Raw genomic sequence first — 24,868 nt, 5'->3', positions numbered from 1 at the left:
TAAGTAGAAGAGAAACTTGGGGTGCAAAGTAATCAACAACCTGTTAACTTTTACTCAGAAAAAATTACGATACTCCTTTACAAAGCGCCTTTTAAAGGTTAAATTTGCGTTTTCTCAAACCTATCAATTTACAAGCTAAATGATTCACTTCTTCGGGGATGTAGCCACAAAAGTTTTTACCGTACAGACGGTTGAAGAACTTTCACAGGAAAATATTAGTAAACTTACATGGTTGTTCGGCAACCTACCAAAAATAAATACGGCGTCCATAGACGCCTTTTTTGTTGGCCCTAGGGCAGCAATGATTACTCCTTGGAGTACAAATGCCACGGAAATAACCCAGAATATGGGCATTGAGGGTGTTATTAGAATAGAGGAGTTTAAAGCGGTAAGTGAAGATTTTACGGATTTTGACCCCATGCTCTCAGAAAAATTTAATGGGTTGTCTCAATCTGTTTTTAAAATAGATGTGGCTCCCGAAGCCGTTCTGGAAATAGAAAATATTGCCGATTATAACCAACAGGAAGGACTTGCTTTAAGTGATGAAGAGGTTATCTACTTGGAGAACTTGGCAAAGAAACTTGGTAGAAAACTAACGGATTCCGAAGTTTTTGGGTTTAGCCAAGTGAATTCGGAGCATTGTCGCCATAAAATTTTCAATGGTACTTTTGTGATTGACGGCGTAGAAAAGCCATCTTCACTTTTTAAGCTTATCAAGAAAACTTCGCAAGAATTTCCTAACGATATTGTTTCGGCCTATAAAGATAATGTGGCTTTCGTAAAAGGGCCAAAAGTGACCCAGTTTGCACCAAAAAGCGCTGATAAACCTGATTTTTATCAAGAAACAGAGTTCAATTCGGTTATTTCGCTTAAAGCGGAAACACACAATTTCCCTACTACCGTAGAGCCCTTTAACGGTGCAGCAACAGGTTCCGGAGGAGAAATTCGTGACCGTTTGGCCGGAGGAAAAGGGTCGTTACCCTTAGCTGGAACCGCTGTTTATATGACATCCTATTCCCGTTTAGAAGAAGACAGACCTTGGGAAAAGGCATTCCCGGAAAGAGAATGGCTATACCAAACACCAATGGACATCCTTATAAAAGCATCCAATGGTGCTTCGGATTTTGGAAATAAATTCGGGCAACCGCTAATTACGGGTTCCGTATTGACTTTTGAACATGACGAATCCAGAGATAGTGACCAAAAAAACACAAGAAAACTAGGTTTCGATAAAGTGATTATGCAAGCCGGTGGTATTGGTTACGGAAAAGCAGAACAAGCTTTAAAAGATACACCTAGAAATGGCGATAAAATTGTCATCTTAGGTGGTGACAACTACCGTATTGGTATGGGCGGTGCAGCCGTTTCAAGTGCTGATACAGGGGCATTTAGTTCCGCTATTGAATTGAACGCCATACAACGTTCCAACCCGGAAATGCAAAAAAGAGCATCAAATGCTATCAGAGGTATGGTAGAAAATGATGTAAACCCAATTGTGTCCATTCACGATCACGGTGCGGGCGGACATCTTAACTGTCTTTCTGAATTGGTCGAAGATACGGGCGGAAAAATAGATTTGGATAAACTTCCGGTAGGCGACCCCACCCTATCGGCCAAAGAAATAATCGGTAACGAATCCCAAGAACGTATGGGCTTGGTTATCGGCAAAAATGATGTAGACCTTTTGCATCGTATTGCCGATCGTGAGCGGTCCCCTATGTATGAAGTAGGCGATGTTACCGGAGACCACAAATTCACTTTTGAGTCCGCCACTACGGGCGAAAAGCCAATGGACTTGAGCCTTGAGGACATGTTCGGGAGCTCTCCTAAAACCGTAATGACCGATTCTACCGTAAAAAGAACATATGCCAATCCTGAGTATTCGTTGGAATTCTTTCACGACTATCTGGAACAATTGCTACAACTAGAGGCCGTTGCCGCTAAAGACTGGCTAACGAATAAAGTTGACCGTTGTGTGGGAGGCCGTGTTGCCAAGCAACAATGTGCAGGACCATTACAATTACCACTGAACAATTGTGGTGTTATGGCCTTGGATTTTAAAGGGAAAGAAGGTATTGCCACCAGTATTGGCCACTCCCCCATTTCTGGATTAATTGACCCGGCAGCAGGTAGTTTGAACAGTATTGCGGAATCGCTGACCAACATCATCTGGGCTCCGCTAAAGGACAATTTAAAATCCGTTTCACTATCCGCTAACTGGATGTGGCCTTGTAAGAACGAAGGTGAGGATGCCCGTTTGTACGAAGCTGTTGAAGCAGTATCCAACTTTTCTATTGCATTAGGTATAAATGTACCTACCGGAAAGGATTCGCTTTCCATGAAACAAAAATATAAAGATGGAGGTGTTATCGCTCCTGGTACAGTGGTTATTTCCGCTGCCGGAAATTGTAGCGATATTACCAAAGTTGTAGAACCCGTACTACAAAAGAATGCGGGCTCAATTTACTACATTAATCTATCAAAAGATGACTATAAACTAGGTGGCTCTTCTTTTTCCCAGATTAGAAATGCCATAGGAACCGAAGCACCTAGTATAAAGGATGCAGCCTACTTTAAAACTGTTTTTAACGGTATACAGGATTTGATTAAAGAAGGTGAAATTGTTGCTGGGCATGATGTGGCTTCCGGTGGATTGATTACCACTTTATTGGAGCTCTGTTTTGCGGACATCAATTTATCAGCAGAATTAGACTTGTCCATTTTAGACGAATCGGATACCATTAAATTGCTTTTTGCCGAAAATTCAGGAATTGTTTTTCAAGCGAAAGACGCATCCGTAGAGCAAAAATTAAGCGACCTCAACATAGATTTCAAGAAAATAGGAAAAGTAGTTTCCGGTACCATTCTAAAAATAAAAAATGGAGGTATGGAAATGGGCTTGAACATCAACTCCCTAAGAGACACATGGTTCAAGACCTCCTATTTACTGGACAACAAACAAACGGCCAACAACTTGGCCAAAGACCGTTTTGACAACTACAAAAACCAACCACTTCAGTACAAGTTTCCTGAAAATGTTGATTTGAGCAGTATTCCATCAAATACCGGAAACAGACCTAAAGCGGCCATACTTCGTGAAAAAGGAAGTAATTCTGAACGTGAAATGGCAAATGCCATGTACTTGGCTGGTTTTGATGTAAAAGATGTTCATATGACCGATTTAATTTCCGGTCGTGAAACTCTTGAGGATATTCAGTTTATTGGTGCCGTAGGCGGATTTTCCAACTCAGACGTTTTAGGTAGCGCCAAAGGATGGGCGGGAGCTTTTAAATACAATGAAAAAGCCAATACCGCTCTTAAAAACTTCTTTGCCAGACCTGATACCTTATCTATTGGGATATGTAACGGATGCCAATTGTTTATGGAATTAGACCTCATCAATCCCGAGCACGAAACTCATGGTAGAATGACCTATAACGACTCCCATAAACACGAAAGTAACTTTACTTCGGTTAAAATTCAGGAGAACAATTCGGTTATGTTATCCAGTCTAGCGGGAACAACTTTAGGGGTATGGATTTCACATGGCGAAGGTAAATTTAGCCTTCCGCACAATGAAGATCAATACGGTATAGTTGCCAAATATGGTTACGAAAGCTATCCTGCCAACCCTAACGGAAGTGACTTCAACACCGCTATGCTCTGCGATGTTACAGGACGCCATTTAGTAACCATGCCGCATATTGAGCGTTCCATTTTCCCTTGGAACTGGGCCTATTATCCAGAAGGAAACAATGACGTAGTTTCTCCTTGGTTAGAAGCTTTCGTTAATGCCAAAAAATGGATTTTAGAGGCTAAGTAGTCTTAAAAATTAAATACATAATAGTTTAAATAATGGCCTGAGCTTAGAAACTCAGGCCATTATTTTTATAATTTAGTTGGATATGAAAATCCGAAAAGCAACTGAATCCGACCTTCCTGCGATTGTACAATTGTTGGCCAATGACAAATTGGGGAAGCTTCGGGAAGACTATAAAGAGCCCCTACCCCAAAAATATTACGATGCTTTTAACGCCATTAACGGAGATAAAAACCAAGAACTTATGGTTTTTGTAAACGAGACCGAACAGGTTATTGGTACGATGCAACTCTCTTTTATTCCTTACCTAACATACCAAGGAGGTGTTCGCGCTCAAATAGAGGCCGTACGTGTACATGAGGACTACCGTAGCAAAGGTATAGGGCGGCAGTTATTTAAATGGGCCATACAACGCGCAGGCGAAAAAGGCGCACACGTTGTACAACTCACTACGGACAAAAAACGGCCCGATGCATTAAAATTTTATCAAAATCTAGGTTTTACAGCGAGCCATGAGGGTATGAAATTCCACCTCTAACTACGCTCTAAAGTTTTAGGGAACTATTTTACCATCAATTTATCACTCCACGTTCTATCATTGCTACTTGTAATTTTGTAGAAATACAATCCTGGAGTCAAGTTGTTTTTCTTCACAACGATCATATTTTGACCTTCTTTTGAATCTCCCGCCATATCGTGGGAAGATATTTTTTTACCGGCCATGTTAAACAATTCAAAAGTATAGGCCCCAGCACTTTCTTCATAAAAATAGAGGCTGGACTCCGTACGTACCGGGTTAGGATATACTATAGATTCCGAAATATCGTCTGAAATAAAAATCTTATCCTCCACTAAATTATTGAATGATACATTGGAAAGGCTCATTTGCTTTTCTTCAACATTTCCTTCTTCGGACAATAGATTAAAGTTGATTACTTTTAAGCTAGAAAAATCTGTTGTTGCATTGGTTGCGTTTTTAAAGTCCGTATCCAAGACCGTAAAAGTTTTCGCTTCAGCCGTCAAATTTACAGTGGTTGTATACGTAGTACCATCGCCCTTTAGCAATTTTACTTCTAAAGTTCCTGTGCCACTAGCCTCAAAGGACAGCTTACCATAATCCGATAGATCAACCGGAGTAAATCGCGGACTTAGCGCTCGATACACCCCAATATAGCTGGATGTTTTTCCGCTTAACTCAATATTACGTTCTACAGGGTAGCCATCTTCTATGTAAGGCGCTTGCACTGGCGTTACCTCATAATTCTCTACCGTTGTACCTTCTGCAGAACCATCTAGCCCCCAAGGTGCATCGGCAACAAAAAGGTCGTCCGGAGTACCATTAGCAATACTTACCCTAAAGCCAAAATCAAATATATTTCCGGTACTTAAGGCCACAGAATCTAAATACCCATCTATTGGAGCTGCCAACTTCATGGTTTCCGTGGTGCCGGTTTCGGTCTTTTTCAATCCACCTTCTAGCTGAATTTTCTCTGTTCTGTTGTTGTTTACCAGATTAAGTATAACTTCTCCTTTGGCATATTTTGCCGATTTTACAAAAACGGGTGGTGGCGTAGAACCTTTATATTCTGAAATTGGGCCGTGCACTTCCAAAAGATTTAAAATTTCATCCGCCAACAAAAGCAAGTCATCTACCGTGTTGGACCATATTTGGAAATTGTAATAAGCTGAATTATCTGCATAAGCATCAATATTCCAATGAGATTCCACTACAAATTGATCATTAGTATCCAAACGTGCGGAAAAAGTTAATGCGAACTCCGTATTTCCATCTGGCTGCTTGATAATAGACTTTATAAAATCCTTTTCGCGTAATTGAATAGTAGAAACCGATAAAAGTTGCGCTCCCAAAAACCGGTCGCAAATAAATTTACTATGTTCGTAAACCTTATTGTCCGTTTTTATGACCATTAAAGCACCAATATTGTCATCTTTTCTAAGATAATCTACCGAATAAATATCCGAAGCATTGGTAAGGTCCAGCAAATCTGCGGGAGAAGATTCAATAGTACTTGTTTCCCTTACTACATCCAAAGGAACAAGTTGCGTTAACGGAATAGCATCTGCAGAGAATTTTCCGGTCTTGGCATAACTTGGGCCCTTCTTGACCTTCTTTGCCGTAAGCTTATCAAATTTATAATTGGTTTTAGCTCTATTGTAGTTACGCTCCCCAATAAGCGAAGACAAACGGTCATTACTTTCCAGACCTCCATCATTAGCTCCGGAAGTCAATGTAATTGTTGGACATGCGGCAACACCGGAACACGAAGGGTCATCACAATCTACAAGCCCATCGCCATCATCATCAATTCCGTTGATACAATCCTCTTGTGGTACTGGTGCCGTAGGACATCTTGCCCCGTCATTACTAGAAGCTGCAGGGCCAAAAGCAAAAATATTGGACTTTATTACACCAAGGCTAATGTCTTGAACCCTATCTATTTTATACACCGCTCCCGTTTGGTTGGCGGAAATGTAGAAATTACCGTCTACATCAAAATAGACCGCACCAAAAGTGTAGTTCAACCCTTGTAGAATAGGAACTACTCCAAGTGCTTCTACTTCTCCGGTATCAGCACTAATTTTATAGAGTATATTCGTACCCTTTTCCACAGTGTACAGTTTATTATCCTGAGCATTAAAGGCCCAATCTGCAATAGATAGACTCTGGCTTAATGCAAACTGCCCTAGGTATTTAAGATAATTTTCAGATTCAGGATTCAAATCAATTTTATAGTATGAAGCGCCTCCTGCTTTAAAATAGTAAATACCTTCTGTTGAAATATCGCCTACATATTTGTTACCTGTAGGTAATTCAGGAATTTCATATTGATCCACTTTAAAATCCTTTCCTATACGAACTATAGATCTAGATGGAGTTGACAAGTATCCCCAGATGTATCCATCTGTTGTATTATAGGCAACCGCATTTACATTACCTGGAGTAATGTTTTCTGAAACAAGATAAGAGCTGCCCGATGCCAGGTCTAGTGCATAAATATCATTATATTGAAATAAATATGCATTATAGTCGCAATCAAACGGGGTAGACTGCGCTTCTGTTTTAGTATTAAAAAATAAGAGAAGTACGGACAGTGCAAAAAATTTGGCGGCCAAACCTATGGTGTATTTTTTCTTCATAATTTCTGCGATTTGGGGTTCATAGGGTTTATTACAAAGTTAATGCAAGGTTTAAAGGAATTTTCTTACATTCGTTTGGAATGATATCATAACCCGTTCGTTTACAATTTATTGTAGATGAATGGTTAAAATCGATGTATATCTTTAGGCCCACACAGATTGTCATATTTGTAATCAGAATACATTTTATTTATTAATGTAATTTTAAAATCCGGTGTTCTTTCACTATTTTGCAAGGACATTTAAATACCAATATGCAAAACGTTTCCCGTCTGTTCGATTTTCCACACTACCAGTTGGAAAAATTCAATTTAAAAAAGTCACTCGTCTCCAAAAAAGACGGGAAGTGGATTTCTACGTCCACTAAGGAATATATAGACATGGCAAACACCATTAGTCGTGCGTTGCTAAGAATGGGGGTTAAACCCAATGACAAAATTGCCGTAATATCAATGACCAACCGTACGGAATGGAACATTATGGATATTGGCATTCTTCAGCTTGGGGCTCAAAACGTTCCGGTTTACCCCACTGTTTCAGAAGAGGATTATGCCTATGTTCTTAATCATTCGGAAGCCAAATATTGTTTCGTTTCTTGTGGAGAAGTGTTTCAGAAAGTAAAATCCATACAAGACCAAGTATCTAGTCTCGAACATGTGTATTCTTTTGACCAAGTTACCGGTTGCGATAATTGGGAAAAAGTACTTGAGCTAGGCTCGGATACATCAAACCAAGAAGAAGTAGAAAAGTTAAAGGATGGGGTAAAGAGCACAGACCTTGCTACCCTTATATATACTTCGGGCACAACGGGCAGGCCCAAAGGTGTCATGCTATCCCATGAGAATTTAGTAAGCAATGCCCTGGAAAGTTCTAAACGTTTTCCCATTGAAGACGGAAAAACAAAGGCATTAAGTTTCTTGCCCCTATGCCATGTGTACGAACGTATGCTGATTTATTTGTATCAATATAGAGGTGTTACCATCTACTATGCCGAGTCTCTTGATAAGATCAGTGAGAATTTAAAGGAAACCCAACCCCATGTAATGACCGCGGTTCCTAGGCTTTTGGAAAAAGTTTATGATAAGATTTATGCCAAGGGAGCGGAGCTTTCAGGTATTAAGAAAAAGCTGTTCTTTTGGGCCGTAGAGCTGGGACTTAAATATGAACCCTATGGTGCCAATGGGTGGTGGTACGAACAGCAATTGGCTTTGGCCAGAAAGCTTATATTCAGTAAATGGAAAGAAGGTCTTGGCGGAAACCTAAGCCTTATTGCTTCGGGCAGTGCGGCACTACAGCCCCGTCTGTCCCGTATTTTTAACGCTGCGGAATTTGGGCTTATGGAGGGTTACGGATTATCGGAAACATCTCCCGTAATCTCCGTGAACGATATGCGCGATGGCGGTTTCCGTATTGGAACCGTTGGCAAGCCTATTGCACGAACCGAAGTAAAGATTGCCAATGATGGCGAAATCTGTATAAAAGGCCCACAAGTAATGATGGGCTATTACAAAGATGTTCAGAAGACCGAAGAAGTAATCATAGATGGTTATTTTCATACAGGTGATATTGGCGAGCTGGACAGTGATGGTTTCCTAAAGATTACTGATCGTAAAAAAGAAATGTTCAAAACTTCGGGCGGTAAATATGTTGCGCCCCAGCTATTGGAAAATCGTTTTAAGCAGTCTAGATTTATTGAACAGATCATGGTAGTTGGTGAAGGTGAAAAAATGCCGGCAGCTCTTATTCAACCAGATTTTGACTTTTTACATGAATGGGCCACCAAACATAATATTACGGTCCCGGAAAATTCGGATATCATTCAAAACGAAGAAGTATTGGCCCGCTACCAACAGGAAGTAGACGAAGCCAATGAAAAATTTGCGAAATGGGAAAAAGTAAAACAATTCCGTCTTACCCCAGATGTATGGAGCATTAGTGAAGGGCACCTTACTCCTACACTTAAATTGCGCCGCAAGATTGTAAAAGAAAAATATATGGACCTTTATAACGATATTTATGGACGCTCATAGCGCTTCCTACATTTGTCATAAATTTCAACACAAAATATTATTTTCCTAAAAAAAGTCTTCACAATCTAAGAATAAAGCTATTTCTTCATAATAGCATTGCTTTTCTGATTTAAAAATTCAAAAATATATTATGCATGCATAATATATTTTTTGTATATTTGGTGACCGTCAACCCACCTTATGTATGAAAGACATTACTATAGACTACGCATTGCGAGCCACGTGGCAAGCCGTAGCTCGCATGTACAACGAAGAGGCTAAAAAATTTGATTCTACCATGGCCGTGGGTTTTACGCTTTTAAGTGTGGACCCTAAGACCGGGACCCCTTCTACGGCCCTTGGGCCAAAAATGGGCATGGAAGCTACTAGTTTATCACGTATTCTTAAAAGAATGGAGGAGCAAGGTCTCATAGAACGTAAACCAAACCCTAATGACGGACGTGGTGTACTTATCTATTTAACGGAATTTGGACTAGAGAAAAGAAACGATTCAAAAAATGTGGTCTTACGATTTAATGAAACTGTAAGAAACCATGTTTCCGAAGAAAAGATTAACGGCTTTTTTGAGGTTATGGAAACCATAAATGAGCTTATAGCTGAAAAAACTATTTATACTAATGATAACCTGATTAACGGTCAAGATACACTTGGACCAGAAACAGATTAATTAATAACCCAATAACTACATCGTGAACAAGCATATTAAAAAAGTAGCAGTCATCGGATCCGGAATTATGGGTAGTGGTATTGCTTGCCATTTCGCAAATATCGGAGTAGAAGTGTTATTGCTAGATATCGTTCCAAGAGAATTGAACGATAAGGAAAAAGCAAAAGGATTAACCTTAGAAGACAAAGTTGTACGCAATCGTTTAGTAAACGATTCATTAACGGCAGCCTTGAAATCAAAACCTTCACCTATTTACCATCAAAAATTTGCCTCGCGTATCTCCACAGGAAACCTAGAGGATGATATTGCTAAAGTAAGCAAGGTAGATTGGATTATTGAGGTTGTAGTAGAACGTCTTGATATTAAGAAAAAGGTTTTTGAGAGTCTGGAGAAACACCGTACCCCTGGTACTTTAATTACTTCTAACACTTCGGGTATTCCTATTAAATTTATGTCCGAAGGTCGAAGCGATGATTTCCAGAAACATTTCTGCGGAACCCACTTCTTTAACCCGGCACGTTACCTAAAATTATTCGAGATTATTCCTGGTCCGGAAACTTCACAGGAAGTACTTGATTTCCTTAATGGATATGGAGAACAGTTTTTAGGAAAGACCTCGGTAGTAGCAAAGGACACTCCCGCTTTTATCGGAAACCGAATCGGGATTTTCAGCATTCAGAGCCTGTTTCACACCGTGAAAGACATGGGCATGACCGTTGAAGAGGTAGACAAGCTTACCGGACCTGTAATAGGTAGACCAAAATCGGCCACTTTTAGAACGGTTGATGTAGTGGGTCTGGATACTTTGGTCCACGTGGCTAACGGTATTCATGAAAACTGTAAGGACGATGAACGTTTAGCGCTTTTTGAACTTCCTGATTTCATCAATACAATGATGGAGAACAAATGGTTGGGAAGCAAAACCGGACAAGGCTTTTACAAGAAATCAAAAGATAAGGACGGAAAGACGGAAATCCTGACTTTGGATTTGGACACAATGGACTTTCGTTCAAAGAAAAGTGCCAAGTTTGCTACGTTAGAGTTAACAAAAACTATTGACAAAGTGGTAGACCGCTTTACCGTATTAGTTGGCGGAAAAGACAAAGCCGGAGAGTTTTACAGAAAGAGTTTTGGACAATTGTTCGCTTACGTATCGCACAGGATTCCCGAAATAACGGATGAACTCTATAAAATTGATGATGCCATGAAGGCTGGTTTTGGCTGGGAACACGGACCGTTTCAAATCTGGGATGCCGTTGGCCTGGACAAAGGGTTAGAATTCATTAAAGCAGAAGGTTTAGAAGCTGCAGCTTGGGTGCAAGAAATGAAATCTGCCGGTCAAGACACCTTTTATTCTGTAAAAGATGGGGCTTCCTATTTCTATGATATTCCTAAAAAGGACATGGAAAAAATTCCCGGTCAAGATGCGTTTATCATTTTGGACAACATCAGGAAATCAAAAGAAGTATTTAAGAATAGCGGTGTTGTAGTTGAAGATTTAGGCGATGGCATATTAAATGTTGAATTCCAATCCAAGATGAACACCATTGGTGGCGATGTACTGGCAGGATTGAACAAAGCCATTGACCTTGCCGAAAAGGATTTCCAAGGCCTGGTTGTTGGTAACCAGGCAGCAAATTTCTCCGTTGGCGCCAATATCGGTATGATATTTATGATGGCCGTTGAGCAGGAGTATGATGAGCTTAACATGGCTATTAAAATGTTCCAGGATACGATGATGCGCATGCGTTACTCGGCTATTCCAACTATTTCTGCTCCTCACGGTATGACCCTTGGTGGCGGTTGCGAGCTTTCGCTTCATGCGGACAAAGTGGTTGCCGCAGCAGAGACCTACATAGGTCTTGTAGAATTTGGCGTGGGGGTTATTCCCGGTGGTGGTGGCTCAAAAGAGTTCGCCGTTAGAGCACAGGATACTTTCAAAAAAAATGATGTAGAGCTTAATGTCCTACAAGAATATTTCTTGACCATTGGCATGGCCAAAGTATCTACTTCGGCTTACGAAGCGTACGATTTAGGCATTCTTCAACATGGTAAAGATATAGTTGTAGTGAACAAAGATAGGCAGATTGCAACAGCAAAAGCACATGCCAAATTAATGGCCGAAGCCGGTTACACCCAACCCGTTAAACGAAGTGATATAAAAGTTCTTGGTAAACAAGCGCTAGGTATGTTCTTGGTGGGTACGGACTCTATGGAAGCGAGCCATTACATTAGTGAGCACGATAAAAAAATCGCAAATAAACTCGCCTACGTGATGGCTGGCGGTGATTTATCCGAGCCTACGTTAGTGAATGAACAATACCTCTTGGATTTAGAGCGTGAGGCTTTCCTATCTCTTTGTACGGAAAGAAAAACGCTTGAACGTATCCAACACATGTTAAAGACAGGTAAACCTCTAAGAAATTAATGGTAAAGAAGTATTGAGATATTAGTATTAGGTAATTGGATAAAATGCATAAGGTAGAAGATTTAAAAATATGGAAAAAGGCTGTTGAACTAGCTAAATCCATTTATCTACTGGCATCGGAATTACCTTCGGAAGAAAAATACGGACTAGTTTCTCAAATTAAAAGATGTTCTGTTTCAATTCCCTCGAATATAGCCGAGGGGGCTGGCAGAAACTCTCAAAAGGAGTTTAAACATTTTTTGAGTATTGCAAACGGTTCGACATATGAGCTATATACGCAACTCATACTCTTAATAGAATTAAACTTGGTAAAAAAAGAAAAAGTAAAACCCGTAATTGATGTTTGTATTGAAATTCAAAAAATGAATTATTCGTTTCAAAGAACATTGTAATCTCAATACTATACACTCAATACTCAATTCAAAATAATATGAAAACTGCATATATAGTCAAAGCATACAGAACAGCTGTCGGAAAAGCTCCGAAAGGAGTTTTCAGGTTTAAGCGAACAGATGAACTCGCCGCGGAAACCATTGAATACATGATGAAAGAATTGCCCGATTTTGACAAAAAACGGATTGATGACGTTATCGTTGGTAATGCCATGCCAGAAGGTTCGCAAGGTCTTAACATGGCACGGTTAATTTCCTTAATGGGATTGGATATTGTTGATGTTCCTGGGGTAACAGTAAACCGTTTTTGTTCTTCAGGTATAGAAACCATTGGTATAGCCACTGCAAAAATTCAGTCCGGAATGGCGGATTGCATCATAGCTGGTGGGGCCGAAAGCATGAGTTCCGTACCTATGACAGGTTATAAAACAGAATTGAACTACGATTTGGTTAGTGAAGGCCATGAGGATTATTACTGGGGAATGGGTAATACGGCCGAGGCAGTTGCCAATGAATACAAAGTCTCTCGGGAAGATCAAGACGAATTTGCCTATAATTCCCACATGAAAGCTCTAAAAGCGCAAGCGGAAGACCGTTTTCAAGATCAAATAGTCCCTATTGAAGTTGAGCAAACGTACATTGATGAAAATGGTAAAAAAGCCAATAAAAAATATACGGTAACAAAAGATGAAGGTCCAAGAAAGGGAACTTCTGTAGAAGTACTCAATAAATTGCGTCCGGTTTTTGCGGCAGGAGGAAGCGTAACAGCGGGAAACTCTTCGCAAATGAGTGATGGTGCAGCGTTCGTTATGGTCATGAGCGAAGATATGGTGAAAGAACTTAATCTTGAACCTATTGCTCGTTTGGTCAACTACGCTGCTGCAGGTGTTCCTCCAAGAATAATGGGTATTGGTCCGGTAGCAGCTATTCCTAAAGCCCTTAAACAAGCCGGTTTAAAACAAGATGATATTGAACTTATTGAATTGAACGAAGCTTTTGCGTCGCAATCGCTTGCCGTGATTCGAGAATTAGGGTTAAATCAGGACATCGTAAATGTAAACGGCGGAGCTATCGCGTTGGGACACCCTTTAGGTTGTACCGGGGCCAAACTATCCGTACAGCTCTTTGATGAAATGAGAAAACGAAATATGCAAGGCAAACACGGTATGGTAACCATGTGCGTAGGTACCGGACAGGGCGCTGCAGGAATTTTCGAATTTTTGAACTAACACAAGAAAACTAACATTAAGTAAAAAAACTATGAGCAAAGAAATTCTACGTGGGGGGCAATTCCTCGTAAAAGAGACCAATTGCGAAGATATCTTCACCTTAGAAGATTTGAACGAAGAGCAGAAAATGATGCGTGAAAGTACCAAAGAGTTCGTTGATCGCGAGCTTTGGGCACATTGGGAACGTTTTGAAAAGAAAGATTACGCTTATACTGAAGAATGTATGCGTAAAGCAGGTGAACTTGGACTTTTAAGTGTTGCCGTTCCCGAGTCTTACGGTGGTATGGGTATGGGCTTTGTTTCTACCATGTTAGTTTGTGATTACATTTCAGGTGCTACGGGTTCATTCAGTACCGCCTTTGGGGCACATACAGGAATTGGTACAATGCCAATTACTTTATATGGAACCGAAGAACAAAAACAAAAATATGTACCAAAGTTAGCTTCTGGCGAATGGTTCGGTGCATATTGCTTAACTGAACCTGGTGCTGGATCAGACGCCAATTCAGGTAAAACAAAAGCGGTTTTGTCAGAAGATGGTAAATATTACAGCATTACGGGCCAAAAAATGTGGATATCCAATGCCGGCTTTTGTAGTTTGTTCATTGTTTTCGCAAGAATTGAGGACGACAAAAACATAACAGGATTTATTGTTGAAAACAAACCGGATAATGGAATTACATTAGGAGATGAAGAGAAGAAACTAGGTATTCACTCCTCCTCTACCCGTCAAGTATTCTTTAGCGATACCAAAGTACCTGTTGAGAATATGCTTTCGGAGCGTGGTAATGGATTTAAAATTGCCATGAATGCCCTAAACATTGGTCGTATTAAATTGGCAGCAGCTTGTTTGGATGCTCAAAGAAGAGTTATTAAAGAAGCTGTGGTATATGCTAATGAGCGTATCCAGTTTAAAACACCGATAATGAATTTTGGTGCTATTAAGGCTAAAATTGCCAATATGGCTACCAATGCTTATGCTGGCGAGTCCGCTAGTTATCGTGCAGCAAAAAATATCGAGGACCGTATAGCCATTCGCGAAGCCGAAGGTAATACGCATCAAGAAGCTGAATTAAAAGGTGTTGAAGAATACGCCATAGAATGTTCTATTTTAAAAGTTGCCGTTTCCGAGGATGTTCAAAACACAACGGACGAAGGCGTTCAGATTTTTGGAGGAATGGGCTTTAGTGCCGATGCTCCAATGGAGAAAGCATGGAGAGATGCCCGTATTGCAAGAATTTACGAGGGTACCAACGAAATTAACCGAATGCTCGTAGTTGGTATGTTGGTCAAGAAAGCAATGAAAGGCCATGTAGATTTACTAGGCCCGGCTACTGCGGTCGGAGAGGAATTAATGGGAATCCCTTCTTTTGATACTCCTAATTTTTCCGAACTTTTTGCCGAAGAGAAAGATTTAATCAAACGATTGAAAAAAGTCTTCTTGATGGTAGCTGGTAGCGCGGTTCAAAAATATGGTCCTGATTTAGAGAAGCATCAGCAATTGATGCTATCCGCAGCCGATATTCTTATTGAAGTTTACATGGCGGAAAGTACTATTTTGAGAACTGAAAAGAATGCCAAACGTTCTGGTGAAGAATCTCAAAAAACACAGATAGCAATGTCTAAATTATACTTGTATAATGCTACCGAAACAATTATTCAAAAAGGTAAAGAGGCCATTATCTCTTTTGCTGAAGGCGATGAGCAACGCATGATGCTAATGGGCTTAAAACGCTTTACCAAATACACGAACAATCCTAACGTAGTAGCACTTCGTACAGAAATTGCGGACAAAGTTGCTGCTGATAACGCATATACTTTCGATTAGTATATAATTCAAGTGTTTGTTGTTATGACGAAAGAACACCCCAATTGGGGTGTTTTTTCATTTATAATATCCGCTTAAATTAGCTTCGCATAGACTCTTTAATTTCTTCCGCACTTTCTTTATTTGAGAAATTTACGGCACATTCAATTAACGCCAAATGTGAATAGGCTTGTGGGAAGTTCCCCAATAACCTTTTGGTCTTAAAGTCCAAATCCTCACTAAACAATCCTAAATGGTTGCTATAGCTCAACAATTTTTCAAATTGTTTTAGGGCTTCATCATGCTCACCTATTTTAAACAAACTATTTACGTACCAGAAAGTACAAACGGTAAAGGAAGACGATGGAAGTCCAAAATCATCCTCATTTTTATATCGGTATAGAAGTCCGTCGTTACTTAAATCCTTACCTATAGCTTTTACAGTCTTCTTGTAACGCTCATCGGAAGCATCAACACATCCATAGGATTCCATTAATAAAACGGAAGCATCTAAATGCTTAGAACCGTATGATTGGGTATAAGCACCTACTTCTTCGTTCCAGGCATTCTCATAAATATCGTTCCAGATTTCTTCACGAAGCGGCTCCCATTTTTCAATCTTGTGGGTCTTTCCTAGCATTTCTGCCACCTTAATGGCTCTATCCAATGCAGTCCAACATAACACTTTAGAAAATGTAAAGTGTCTGTCTTCCGTACGGAATTCCCATATACCCTTATCCGCTTCATGCCAGTTGTTCCCTACAATCCAAACAATTCCTTTAGTTATGGACCATAAATCCTCTCCATTCTCAATGTCCACACTAAATTTCACCATCTGCTCGTAAATAACATCCATTAAAATACCATAAATGTCATTTTGCTTCTGATGGTATGCCGCATTACCTATGCGCACCGGTTTTGAACCTTTATAACCACTAAGGTGTTCCAGAGTTTCCTCTGTTAATTTTTTCTCCTTGTTAATACCGTACATGATTTGCAGTTTCTCTGCTTTGTCCGGAATCAAATCGATTATAAACTTAAGGTAACGTCTTGCAATATTCTTATGCCCCAACTCCGATACCACTTTGATTACCATAGAAGCATCACGAATCCAACAAAAACGGTAATCCCAGTTTCTAACTTCGCCAATAGTTTCCGGCAAAGAGGTAGTAGCGGCGGCCAATACCGCTCCGGTCTTGTCATAGCTCAAAAGCTTCAACGTTAAAGCACTACGAGAAATTTCATCATTAAACTTCTTGTACTTTGGGGTTCGAGACGACCATGTCAACCAATATACTTTTGTTCTTTCTAGTTCTAGATACGCTTTTGTTGTACTGGGCAGAAATATCTTTTCATTATATCCCATCAAGAAAAAACCATCTTCCGTTAATGTAATTTCCTTGCCTTCTAGCACGGCCTCTTTATCAAAAGAGGTATAAAGAAACACCGTATCAAACTTAATTTCATGAGTTAAGCTGGCTATAAAATCCTTTTTTATATAACTCTTGGTCTCCCCGGCAGCATATTCTAACTTAGGGTTGTACAACACCTTAAATTTAGGCGTTCCCTCTACCAGTCTTACGTATCTGATAAATTCGGGAGGAGCAACATAGGTACCATCTTCTTTATGGTATCTTGGCATAAAATCGTGAATTTCAAAGCAATCATCACCATTTGTGAACTTGGTGATTAAAATACAGGTACGAGATTCATATTTTTGTTCAATTTTGTAGCTGTCATCAACTAAGATTTCAAAACTACCCCCTATTTCTTCATCTAAAAGTTTTCCAAAAACCGAAGGAGAATCAAATTCTGGCAAACAGCACCAATCTACACTTCCAGTTTTTGATATTAATGCTGCGCTTCGGCAATTTCCTATTATTCCGTAGTCTAAATTATCCATTCAATAAAATTATTGATTCAATAGAGTAACGTATTGTAATTACCCTTCTTTTTCACGAAATTTAGAGAAATTAAATATAAAACACAGTAAAATATCCAATTTATGGGCAAAACTATCATAATCTCAAATAGACTACCCGTTCAGTTACAAATTAGCAATGGGGCCATTACCGCAATACCTAGTGTGGGTGGATTAGCCACAGGAATGAAATCCGTTCATTCCGGGGGCGATAGCCTATGGATTGGGTGGAGCGGCCTTACCGAGGAAGATATCTCTCCCGAATTGGAACCTAAGATAGACGAGGCGTTGGCGGAGCACGGTTCCTCTAAAGTAAAGCTTACGGAAGACGAAGTAGATGGGTTTTATTACGGGTTTAGTAATAGAACCATTTGGCCATTGTTCCATTACTTTTTGGAGTATTCAGAATTTCAATTGGATTACTGGAACACCTACAAAAAAGTGAATCAAAAATTTGCCGATGCCATTCTAGATAATGCTGCCGATGGCGATACCATTTGGGTACATGATTACCAGTTAATGTTGGTACCGCAAATGGTAAGGGAAAAAAGACCAAATGTATCCATAGGTTTCTTTTTACATATCCCGTTTCCTTCTTTTGAAATTTTCAGGACACTGCCTTGGCGTGAAGAATTGCTAGAAGGGGTTTTAGGTTCGGACCTTATCGGTTTCCACACCTATGATTATGAAAGGCATTTTCTTAGTTCCGTAAGGCGATTGTTAGGGCTAGAAGTAAGCTTTAACGATATTTCTATGGGCGACCGTTTGATAAAGGTTGATTCGTTTCCTATGGGTATCGACTACAAAAAATTTAGCGAAGCGGCCGAAATACATTATAACAAAGCAGAAGACGAACAGTCCGAGCTACAGCAACGCCTGAACACACACAAGAAAACGGACCCAGATGCAAAGTTCTTTTTATCCATAGACCGCTTGGATTACAGTAAGGGCATTGCCAAACGACTGTACGCTTTTGAATACTTTTTGAATAAATATCCACAGTATAAGGAAAAGGTGAGGCTGATTATTCTTGCTGTACCTTCCCGTTCCAACGTACCGCAATACCAACTATTAAAAAGAGAAATAGACGAATTGGTAGGGCGAATTAACGGTGAATTTTCTACCGTAAGCTGGACGCCCATTTGGTATTTTTACCGATCTATGCCGTTTGAAAACCTTATAGATCTATATACCTCTAGTGATATTGCTTGGCTTACCCCATTACGAGACGGAATGAACCTTGTGGCAAAAGAATACATTGCTACACGAACGGATCAGACCGGGGTTTTAATTTTGAGCGAAATGGCGGGTTCTGCCAACGAAATGAACGAGTCGCTATTGATTAACCCTAATAACTTTGAGCAGACGGCAGATGCGCTGCACGAGGCTATAAACATGCCCAAGGAAGAGCAAAAAGCAAGAAACTCCATCCTTCAAAAAAGGTTAGCACGCTACAACGTAGAAAAATGGGCCAATGATTTTATGACCTCATTAAAATCCCAGAACGAGCGTGAGGCGGCAAATGTATCCCGTAAACTAACGGATAAACTATTGTCTCCTATAGCCGAAAAATATAGCAAAGCCAAAAAGCGACTATTGTTTCTGGATTATGACGGAACTCTGGCCGGTTTTAACAACGACCCTCAAAAGGCCGGTCCGGACGAGCAGCTATACCAATTATTGGATACACTGAACAACCAACCCAATACCGTATTATATTTAATAAGCGGAAGGGACAAGGATACCTTTACCAAATGGTTTCTGCCCAAGAAATATAATATGATAGTAGAACACGGTGTTTGGATATCTCAGGAAGGTGAGCCTTTTAGAATGCTGGAAAACGTAAAGAACGATTGGATGGAACACGTACGTCCTGTTTTGGAGTCTTTTGTAGATCGTACACCGGGAAGTTTTATTGAAGAGAAAAACTACAGCCTGGCATGGCACTACAGAAAAACCGACCCTGATTTTGGGGACAAAAGAGCCACAGAACTTTCTGAAACCCTGACCAGTCTTATTGGTACGGATGATTTAAGCTTGCTCAACGGAAACAAGGTGGTAGAGGTAAAAAGTAGCAATGTAAACAAAGGCCGAGCTTCTATGCGTATTCTAGGAGAGGACGATTATGATTTTGTTTTTGCAATTGGCGATGATTGGACGGATGAGTTCATGTTTCAAGAATTACCAGAAAGTACCGTAACCGTAAAAGTAGGGCGCCAAAAAACCTCAGCTAAATATTACGTGGAGAATACCCTTAAAGTTAGAAATCTTTTACAGAAATTTGCTGAACTGTAAAAAGCCAATCCAACCAGATGAAAATAAAATACGTTCTAATTGTAAGCTTACTGTTTTCTATTCCTAACATTTACGCCCAACAAAATACGGAAGTATACCTATTGGACATAAAAACGGTAAACGGTAAAACCGAAATGGTAAACCCGAGAAACATAAGTAATAATGAAGGCTATGACAACCAACCTTCCTTTTACAATGAGAATACTATTTTATTTTCATCTACGCGGAAAGGGCAAACGGACATTGCCAAGTACGATGTAAAATCCGGGGCGTTAACATACATTTCGGATACACCGCAGGGCAGCGAGTATTCCCCGTTAAAAATTCCCGGAAAAAATTCCACCTCGGCAATTCGTTTGGATACTACGGGACTACAACGTCTCTATGAATATAGTATTTGGGACGGCAGTTCTACCGAAATCCTTAAAGATCTGAAAATAGGTTATCATGTTTGGTTCGATGAAAAAACCATTGTTTCTGCGGCCTTGGGCAATACCAGCCTTAATCTGGTAATTTCCGATGTAGAAAATGGCAGCCATGATACCATCTATAACAACGTGGGGCGTTCGCTCCATAAAATTCCCGGTAAGAACCTCATCAGCTTTATTAGCAAAAATAGCGACCCTTGGGAGGTAAAATCCCTGGACCCAAAAACTGGAAAAATTAAGACCATTACCCCAATGTTCAAAAATATTGATGATGTCTGTTGGTTGGCCAACGGGCACATTATAGCTGCCGATAACAAAACCTTAATGGAGATAGCTCCAGAGGAAAGTAAAGAGTGGAAACGCTTCTTGCGATTGGACAAAAAGGGGCTGAACAACATTAGCCGGATTGCGGTAAGCCCTAACGGTAGCCACCTTACCTTGGTCGTGGAACAAACACCCGAAGCCATTGTTCAAAATCAACTAGATGCGTACAATGCCAGAAACCTAAACGCTTTTTTAAATACGTATTCGGAAGACCTACAAGTTTACGATTACCCCAATACACTCATATACCAAGGAAAAGACAAATTAAAAGAAACATACAAGACCTTTTTTGAGTCCACGCCAGATTTACACTGTAAAATTAGGAACCGTATTATTCTAGGTAATAAAATCATAGACAAAGAAAAAGTTACCGCCAATGGCAAAGTGTTTTGGGCCGTTGCCATTTATGAAGTGGAGAACGGCAAAATTGCCAAGGTTACTTTTATCAAGTAATTTATATTGAAGCCTAAAGCCCATATACTCCCTATAATCATACTTTCGCAATTTGCCTGTACCTCTTTATGGTTTGCCGGTAATGCTATTGTAGATGAATTAACCTTAAAAACAGGGTTAGGGCCTGAAATTATTGGTTATGTGCTCTCTTCGGTACAGTTCGGTTTTATTATTGGCACATTGGTTTTTGGCCTTTTTATGATTGCGGACCGCTTCTCGCCTGCCCGTGTTTTTATGACCTGTTCCGTTTTAGCGGCAGCCTGTAATTTTCTTTTGCTCTCAGAAACCCTTTCTGAATGGACGCTGCTCTTAGCCCGTTTTGGCACAGGTTTTTTTCTTGCAGGTATTTATCCCGTAGGAATGAAAATAGCGGCAGATTATTATCAAGAAGGATTAGGAAAAGCTTTGGGGTATTTAGTTGGTGCACTTGTTCTAGGAACCGCTTTCCCCTATTTTGTTAGTGGCACCAGTTTAGGTAGTGATTTTACATTGGTCATAAAAATCACCTCTGCCCTTGCAATTGTAGGTGGCGTTCTGTTGTGGATGTTGGTTCCCAATGGACCGTTTCGGAAACCCAGTGCCAAGCTTTCTTTGGGCGCAGGCCCGTTACTTTTTAAACTACCCAGTTTTAGACAAGCTGCTTTTGGGTACTTTGGGCACATGTGGGAGCTCTACGCCTTTTGGGCGTTTACACCATTGGCACTTAAGACCTACTGCACCATTAGCGGTTCTGTATTGTCCGTTCCCTTGTCTACAGGAATTATTATTGCATTAGGCGGACTCTCATGTGTTTTTGGCGGATTAATCTCCTTACGAACAGGCAGCCGTAAAGTAGCCGTAATTTCATTACTCCTTTCTGGACTTTTTTGTTTGCTTTCACCCCTGCTCTTTATACTTCCTAAAGAATTGTTTTTAGTGGGGTGGAGTTTTTGGGGCATGGCCGTTACGACAGATTCTCCACAATTTTCAAACCTAGTAGCCGGCTCAGTACCTGCAGAATTGAAAGGTACGGCTTTAACCCTGGTAAATTGTATTGGTTTTGCCGTTAGTATTTTTAGCATACAGTTACTGTCTACGCTTGCGGAAACCATACCCCTTACTTACCTATTTACCGCTTTGGCCCTTGGTCCTGCCATTGGACTTTTAGGTCTACTAGGAAAAAATCAAAAGAACGGTTGAGTTACACCAGCTATAAATAATCTTCAGCACTATCACCGAGCAAAGAAAAATTATCCAGATAATCAAAAGGATTATGTATTTTTAGAAGCCTCAGGTAAAGCTTGGCTTAGGTTGCTAAGAACAAGTCCTTGTCGCTTTTTTCTCATCAATTAAAAAGAACGCTATGAAAGCTGCAGTTTATATGGAATACGGTCCTCCAGAGGTTCTAAAATCAACAGAAGTTGAAAAGCCTAGCCCTGCTGATAATGAAATTTTAGTAAAAATACATGCGGCAACGGTTACTTCTGGTGACGCAAGGCTCCGTAGTTCAGACTTCCCTGCAATTTTCTGGTTACCGGCAAGGCTCATATTCGGGCTTTTTAGACCCAAAAAAAGAATTCTTGGTCACGAATTGGCTGGTGTTATTGAGGCTATAGGAAAAGATATAACCAAATTTAAAGTTGGTGATCAGGTCTTTGGAACAACAACTATGCTTTCCGGAGGTTCCTATGCAGAGTACGTATGTTTACCTGAAGAGTGGAAACATGGCGTAGTAGATTTCAAACCCAAAAACCTCAATTTTAAAGAAGCAGCGGCTTTACCCATTGGCGCTATGACAGCCCTATTCTTACTGGAGAAAGCAAATGTAAGTCAAGCACAAAAGGTATTGGTCTACGGTGCCTCCGGAAGCGTAGGTAGCTATGCGGTTCAAATAGCAAAACATCACGGAGCTACTGTAACCGGTGTATGTAGCGGTTCAAATTTTGAAATGGTAAAATCGCTTGGTTCAGACCATTTAATAGATTACAAAAAAACCGATTATTCTGACCTTGACCATACATTTGATATTGTTTTTGATGCAGTGGGAAAGACCTCTAAAACAAAAGCCAAGAGTGTTTTGAATCAAGCAGGAAGCTTTGTTTCCATAAAAATGATGACCAAAGAAAAAACGGAACACCTTTCAAAAATTAGAACATTGGCAGAAGAAGGAAAACTGGTTCCTTATATTGACCGAAGTTTTCAGTTGGATGACATCGTAAAAGCACATGCCTATGTTGACAGTGGAAGAAAAAAAGGTAATGTTGTTATTGAAATATTACCTTCTTAAATAAGCTTCACTACATATTTAGTTGCTATTTTAATTTCCCCCATGTACCAAGCGTAAAATTAGTTCCTTACCGCTTCTTCCACCAATGCTTTGATAAGTAAATCCTGGGGTTCGGACAGTTTAAAACCCTATTCGTCCATAAAGGACAGTTCCTTCTTAGAATTATCGATTTCTTTAAAATAATAATCGGATTGTTGACACTGCTGTTTAGAGATTAAAAAAGGGACACCTATGCCCTTCTCTGTTACCATATTAAGTAGGCAACACCAAAATTGCGATTAGTATTTATCCCTCCGGTCCTTAGCCTAACATTGATACCCCCCGAAAAGTACGATATAAGTAATTTTCAGAATACCATAATTACCTGATAGTGTAATAATTAAATAAGTAATGTTTCAAAAAAAAAAAGACTCCAAAAAGCTTAACCAATCTAATAATTTAAACCAAGTACAATGAAAAAAACAATTTTTACGCTCGTTATGATGACATCGCTCATCACATTTGCCCAAAAGAAAAACGGAACAGTTTATAAGGACCACCCGGCCATTGATGTAGTTGCTAGTTTTACTCAGGCATTTGTAAAAGGAGATTCTACTAAGTTAGCTAGTATGCTAACCGAAGATTTTAAGGCATACAACGGTCTTTCCCAAGACCCTAATCCCGAAGGCACTGGAAAAACTAAATTCGTAAAAAACTCGTACCGTTGGTTTGATGAGCTAGATTATTTTTCAGTTTCTGATTTTCCTGGTTCATACCCCGATGCCATTGAGTACAAAGAGGATAATAAGGAAAATGAGGTCTGGGTTCAAACGTGGGACTTATTAAAAGGCATCCATAAAACTACGGGTGTAAAATTTTCTTCGCCAGCACATCGTCTTGTTTTAGTTACCAAGGACAATAAAATTAAAATGACGATCGAATACCTAAACGAAAGCATTTTTGATGAGTTGAGAGCAAGTTTTGCTGACCGTACCAACGGTACGATTTACAACCATCATGACAATATCAATACCGTAAGAAAAGCTGTCTATGCATTCGAAAACTCAGATTTGGACAAGGCTATAAGTTACTATTCCGAAGATGCCTATTTTTATAACATAAATGACGATTTTAATACTCCTGGAACACGAGATCAGGTAAAAACTGTCCGGCAAAAATTTCTTGATGATTTTGAAATTAAAAGTATTGAAATGATTGGCTATCCCGACTATTTGGAATATGAAATGGACAACGGAAGGTCCGTTTTATCTTGGTGGGATTTTCATCTTATTAGAAAATCGGACAAGAAAGAAATAGACTTACCCATTCATCTTAATGATAACTTTGACGAAGAGGGTAAAATAACATCTGAAGTTATTTACTATAATAAATCACTACTACTGGAAAAGTAATAATTACGCCGTGAAGTATAATGTACTTCACGGCATTTTTAAATTAAATGCAAACACAACTATAAAATTAAACACCTTCACTACCGGCAATAACCTTGTCGTATGAGATCTATTGGATGAAGCGGTTGCCTGAAGCGAATCTGCAGTTTTGCTAAGTGTGTGTATTGCATAAAAAAGAGGTGCTCAAAAAAAGACAAAGCAATATCAAATTAGCGGATTTATACAGCCAATTACAACACAACTTATATCATCATTATA

15 protein-coding genes are annotated in these 24,868 nt (G+C 39.8%); 13 read left to right on the top strand and 2 right to left on the bottom strand.

The window, feature by feature from the left end; all coding sequences use genetic code 11:
• Positions 1-139 precede the first annotated feature (139 nt).
• Both purL and H9565_RS09105 read left to right on the top strand, forming a co-directional pair.
• Positions 140-3,823, top strand: coding sequence for a phosphoribosylformylglycinamidine synthase (gene purL / locus H9565_RS09110; RefSeq protein WP_215438946.1), 3,684 nt, complete (start codon positions 140-142; stop codon positions 3,821-3,823).
• 82 nt (positions 3,824-3,905) lie between these two features.
• Positions 3,906-4,358 carry a GNAT family N-acetyltransferase gene (locus tag H9565_RS09105; protein ID WP_215438945.1) on the top strand — a complete coding sequence of 151 codons (453 nt, stop codon included), beginning with the start codon at positions 3,906-3,908 and terminating at the stop codon, positions 4,356-4,358.
• 23 nt (positions 4,359-4,381) lie between these two features.
• Here H9565_RS09105 and H9565_RS09100 read toward each other — a convergent pair whose 3' ends face one another.
• Entirely contained in the window at positions 4,382-6,979 is a 2,598-nt protein-coding gene (locus H9565_RS09100; RefSeq protein ID WP_215438944.1) for a DUF6923 family protein, read from the bottom strand.
• 254 nt (positions 6,980-7,233) lie between these two features.
• On the opposite strand from H9565_RS09100, the gene H9565_RS09095 reads away from it, so the two are divergent.
• The 6 genes from H9565_RS09095 to H9565_RS09070 all read left to right on the top strand — a co-directional run bounded on the left by H9565_RS09095 (position 7,234) and on the right by H9565_RS09070 (position 15,553).
• A complete protein-coding gene (locus H9565_RS09095) occupies positions 7,234-9,009 on the top strand; it encodes an AMP-dependent synthetase/ligase (protein ID WP_215438943.1) in 1,776 nt (591 codons plus the stop codon).
• Positions 9,010-9,193: 184 nt separating this feature from the next.
• On the top strand, positions 9,194-9,676 hold the full coding sequence (locus H9565_RS09090; protein WP_215438942.1) for a MarR family winged helix-turn-helix transcriptional regulator: 483 nt from the start codon (positions 9,194-9,196) through the stop codon (positions 9,674-9,676).
• A gap of 22 nt (positions 9,677-9,698) precedes the next feature.
• Positions 9,699-12,104: a 3-hydroxyacyl-CoA dehydrogenase/enoyl-CoA hydratase family protein gene (locus H9565_RS09085; RefSeq protein ID WP_215438941.1), complete on the top strand. Its 2,406-nt coding sequence runs from the start codon at positions 9,699-9,701 to the stop codon at positions 12,102-12,104.
• 44 nt (positions 12,105-12,148) lie between these two features.
• Positions 12,149-12,496 (top strand): four helix bundle protein, encoded by a 348-nt coding sequence (locus tag H9565_RS09080; RefSeq protein WP_215438940.1) that lies wholly within the window; start codon positions 12,149-12,151, stop codon positions 12,494-12,496.
• A 38-nt stretch (positions 12,497-12,534) separates the two neighbouring features.
• On the top strand, positions 12,535-13,725 hold the full coding sequence (locus H9565_RS09075; protein ID WP_215438939.1) for an acetyl-CoA C-acyltransferase: 1,191 nt from the start codon (positions 12,535-12,537) through the stop codon (positions 13,723-13,725).
• Between the two features lie 31 nt (positions 13,726-13,756).
• Entirely contained in the window at positions 13,757-15,553 is a 1,797-nt protein-coding gene (locus H9565_RS09070) for an acyl-CoA dehydrogenase family protein (RefSeq protein WP_215438938.1), read from the top strand.
• A gap of 79 nt (positions 15,554-15,632) precedes the next feature.
• Here H9565_RS09070 and H9565_RS09065 read toward each other — a convergent pair whose 3' ends face one another.
• Positions 15,633-17,435, bottom strand: coding sequence for a glycoside hydrolase family 15 protein (locus H9565_RS09065; protein WP_215438937.1), 1,803 nt, complete (start codon positions 17,433-17,435; stop codon positions 15,633-15,635).
• A gap of 102 nt (positions 17,436-17,537) precedes the next feature.
• On the opposite strand from H9565_RS09065, the gene H9565_RS09060 reads away from it, so the two are divergent.
• The 5 genes from H9565_RS09060 to H9565_RS09040 all read left to right on the top strand — a co-directional run bounded on the left by H9565_RS09060 (position 17,538) and on the right by H9565_RS09040 (position 24,610).
• Positions 17,538-19,748, top strand: coding sequence for a bifunctional alpha,alpha-trehalose-phosphate synthase (UDP-forming)/trehalose-phosphatase (locus H9565_RS09060; RefSeq protein ID WP_215438936.1), 2,211 nt, complete (start codon positions 17,538-17,540; stop codon positions 19,746-19,748).
• A gap of 17 nt (positions 19,749-19,765) precedes the next feature.
• Positions 19,766-20,953 (top strand): nuclear transport factor 2 family protein, encoded by a 1,188-nt coding sequence (locus H9565_RS09055; protein ID WP_215438935.1) that lies wholly within the window; start codon positions 19,766-19,768, stop codon positions 20,951-20,953.
• Positions 20,954-20,959: 6 nt separating this feature from the next.
• Complete coding sequence (locus H9565_RS09050) at positions 20,960-22,132, top strand: MFS transporter (protein ID WP_215438934.1); 1,173 nt, start codon at positions 20,960-20,962, stop codon at positions 22,130-22,132.
• A 163-nt stretch (positions 22,133-22,295) separates the two neighbouring features.
• Positions 22,296-23,219, top strand: coding sequence for an NAD(P)-dependent alcohol dehydrogenase (locus H9565_RS09045; protein WP_215438933.1), 924 nt, complete (start codon positions 22,296-22,298; stop codon positions 23,217-23,219).
• Positions 23,220-23,671: 452 nt separating this feature from the next.
• Positions 23,672-24,610 (top strand): nuclear transport factor 2 family protein, encoded by a 939-nt coding sequence (locus H9565_RS09040; protein ID WP_215438932.1) that lies wholly within the window; start codon positions 23,672-23,674, stop codon positions 24,608-24,610.
• Positions 24,611-24,868 lie beyond the last annotated feature (258 nt).

Source organism: Zobellia russellii (assembly GCF_018728565.1).
In the GTDB taxonomy this organism is placed as follows: domain Bacteria; phylum Bacteroidota; class Bacteroidia; order Flavobacteriales; family Flavobacteriaceae; genus Zobellia; species Zobellia russellii.
This window is presented reverse-complemented; position numbering and strand designations above follow the sequence as displayed.

What these genes read in the sequence shown, in the direction of transcription:
- H9565_RS09095 (WP_215438943.1), top strand. Translation starts at nt 7,234, where the DNA reads ATGCAAAACGTTTCCCGTCTGTTCGATTTTCCACACTACCAGTTGGAA.
- H9565_RS09100 (WP_215438944.1), bottom strand. Translation starts at nt 6,979, where the DNA reads ATGAAGAAAAAATACACCATAGGTTTGGCCGCCAAATTTTTTGCACTG.
- H9565_RS09045 (WP_215438933.1), top strand. Translation starts at nt 22,296, where the DNA reads ATGAAAGCTGCAGTTTATATGGAATACGGTCCTCCAGAGGTTCTAAAA.
- H9565_RS09105 (WP_215438945.1), top strand. Translation starts at nt 3,906, where the DNA reads ATGAAAATCCGAAAAGCAACTGAATCCGACCTTCCTGCGATTGTACAA.
- H9565_RS09065 (WP_215438937.1), bottom strand. Translation starts at nt 17,435, where the DNA reads ATGGATAATTTAGACTACGGAATAATAGGAAATTGCCGAAGCGCAGCA.
- H9565_RS09070 (WP_215438938.1), top strand. Translation starts at nt 13,757, where the DNA reads ATGAGCAAAGAAATTCTACGTGGGGGGCAATTCCTCGTAAAAGAGACC.
- H9565_RS09075 (WP_215438939.1), top strand. Translation starts at nt 12,535, where the DNA reads ATGAAAACTGCATATATAGTCAAAGCATACAGAACAGCTGTCGGAAAA.
- H9565_RS09060 (WP_215438936.1), top strand. Translation starts at nt 17,538, where the DNA reads ATGGGCAAAACTATCATAATCTCAAATAGACTACCCGTTCAGTTACAA.
- H9565_RS09090 (WP_215438942.1), top strand. Translation starts at nt 9,194, where the DNA reads ATGAAAGACATTACTATAGACTACGCATTGCGAGCCACGTGGCAAGCC.
- H9565_RS09040 (WP_215438932.1), top strand. Translation starts at nt 23,672, where the DNA reads ATGAAAAAAACAATTTTTACGCTCGTTATGATGACATCGCTCATCACA.
- H9565_RS09080 (WP_215438940.1), top strand. Translation starts at nt 12,149, where the DNA reads ATGCATAAGGTAGAAGATTTAAAAATATGGAAAAAGGCTGTTGAACTA.
- purL (WP_215438946.1), top strand. Translation starts at nt 140, where the DNA reads ATGATTCACTTCTTCGGGGATGTAGCCACAAAAGTTTTTACCGTACAG.
- H9565_RS09055 (WP_215438935.1), top strand. Translation starts at nt 19,766, where the DNA reads ATGAAAATAAAATACGTTCTAATTGTAAGCTTACTGTTTTCTATTCCT.